Here is a 1908-nt window from a genome sequence, read left to right as displayed (position 1 = left end):
AGCGTGTCTATTTGCTAGCGATAAGCTGGGGGCGGAGAGTGTCTATGCGCGGAAGCTGGAAATTATTGAGAATAATCTTTATGGGGTGGATAAGGATGTGTTTGCGGTCAATATTGCGCGGCTGCGGTTGTGGTTATCGCTGTCGGTAGATGGAGACAAGCCCCAACCTTTGCCGAACCTCAAGTACAAGTTGGAGCAGGGGGATAGTTTAATTACGCCAGTGATGGTGAGTCAGCTATCGTTACGCGCAGGTTCTGTACAGGAGTTTCAGCGGCTCAAGTCGGAATATTTAACGGCGCATGGGAAGGAGAAAAAGGCTGGTTTAGAGAAGAAGATCGAGGATATTAAGGAGCAAATTGCAACTTTTACGCCTGGGGTTTACAAGGCGGGTGATTTCGATTGGATGGTGGATTTTGCGGAGATTATTGCGGATGGTGGGTTTGATATTCAGGTTGCAAATCCGCCTTATGTGAGGATGGAACTTTTCAAGGAAATTAAATCTACTTTGAAAAAGAACTTTCCAGAAGCTCATAGCGATCGATCTGATTTGTACTGCTATTTCTATGCTCGATCGCTGCAATTACTAAAGCCTGAGGGAATGCTAGCTTTTATTTCTTCAAATAAATGGTTCAAGGCTGGATATGGAGCAAAGTTGCGTGAATATATTGCTAAGGCTTGTCAGATTCATAGCATTACAGATTTTGGAGATTTACGCATATTCAAAGAAGCTTCAGTCTCAACAGCTATTTTTATTGGACAACGTATTGCAAAATCTAACTCTAACGTTATTTTCACTCAAGTAAAATCCTTGAATTTACAGAATTTAAATGTTAAAGATGTTATCACTCAGGATGGGAGTGTTTTGCCTCACAATGCCATTATAGGTGAAAACTGGTTGTTAACAGATAATATTACGGCAAAGCGAATCAATCAGATGGAGTCTGCAAGTATTCCTCTAAGTAAATATGTTAATGGAGAAATATATTACGGAGTTAAAACAGGTTTTAATCAGGCTTTTAGTATTGATGAAAATATTCGCGTTAAGTTAATATCTGAAAATCCAGCAAGTGAGGAGATCATAAAGCCATTATTGGAGGGTAAAGACGTTGACAAGTGGAATATTAAATATAAAGACAGATATTTACTTTATATGTATTATGGCATAGATATTAAAAAATTAGATGCTGTCATTAGTTATCTAAAACCATACCGTCAACAGTTAGAAAAGAGAGCTACCAATCAAGAATGGTATGAGCTACAGCAACCCCAGATGAAATACTCTACTGCATTCGATAAGCCCAAAATAATTTATCCAGATATATGTCAAACATCTCGATTTGCTTTTGATGATAAAGGAGCATTTACTAGAGATACGACTTTTGTTATTCCCAAGAATGACATGTATTTGTTAGGCGTGCTAAATTCTACTCATGTATGAAAATACTTGAGAGATACTTGTTTGGATTTAGGTCAAAGTCTAAGATTAAAAAACATTTATATGAGTAAGATCCCAATTCCCAAAGCTAGTGAAATAGAGCGGAAGGCGATATCCAAACTGGTGCAAAAATGTCTAGATGCTAAAGGTGTTGGCTGTGAGGCATGGGAGCGGGAGATTGATGAGATTGTGGCGGGGCTGTATGGATTTGCGTCAGAAACTCCACCACTGGATGCGAAAACTTTGGGTTTTGGTAAAGGGATACAACACGAGCCAAAAGTAGCTGTATTGACTGGCAAAACTAGAAAATCAAAGCAACCAGCCAACACTAGCGCGTTGATAGAGAGCGATCTTAACTAAAATTGAAGTAGATTCGAGGAAAATCAGATGCAGTCAGCTTTACATATCACCACCACCATCCAACCTGGCAACAAAATCGAACTTCAAATTCCCGATGGCGGCATCGGCGACAC

General features: G+C 39.5%; 2 protein-coding genes. Both read left to right on the top strand.

Annotated features, from left to right (window positions below):
* On the top strand, window positions 1-1438 hold a 1438-nt coding region (locus tag RMO52_RS12495), incomplete at its 5' end, for an Eco57I restriction-modification methylase domain-containing protein (protein WP_310414612.1).
* Between the two features lie 60 nt (window positions 1439-1498).
* Window positions 1499-1795 carry a hypothetical protein gene (locus tag RMO52_RS12490; protein ID WP_310414609.1) on the top strand — a complete coding sequence of 99 codons (297 nt, stop codon included), beginning with the start codon at window positions 1499-1501 and terminating at the stop codon, window positions 1793-1795.
* The last annotated feature ends 113 nt before the right edge of the window (window positions 1796-1908 follow it).

Origin of the sequence: Chamaesiphon sp. OTE_8_metabat_110 (genome assembly GCF_031382685.1) — a bacterium.
GTDB lineage: Bacteria > Cyanobacteriota > Cyanobacteriia > Cyanobacteriales > Chamaesiphonaceae > Chamaesiphon.
Note: the sequence above shows the minus strand (reverse complement) of the source record. Positions and strands in the feature narration are given on the sequence as shown.

Bases quoted from the DNA above. Each gene is read 5' to 3' on its own strand.
- RMO52_RS12490 (WP_310414609.1), top strand. From the start codon at position 1,499: ATGAGTAAGATCCCAATTCCCAAAGCTAGTGAAATAGAGCGGAAGGCG.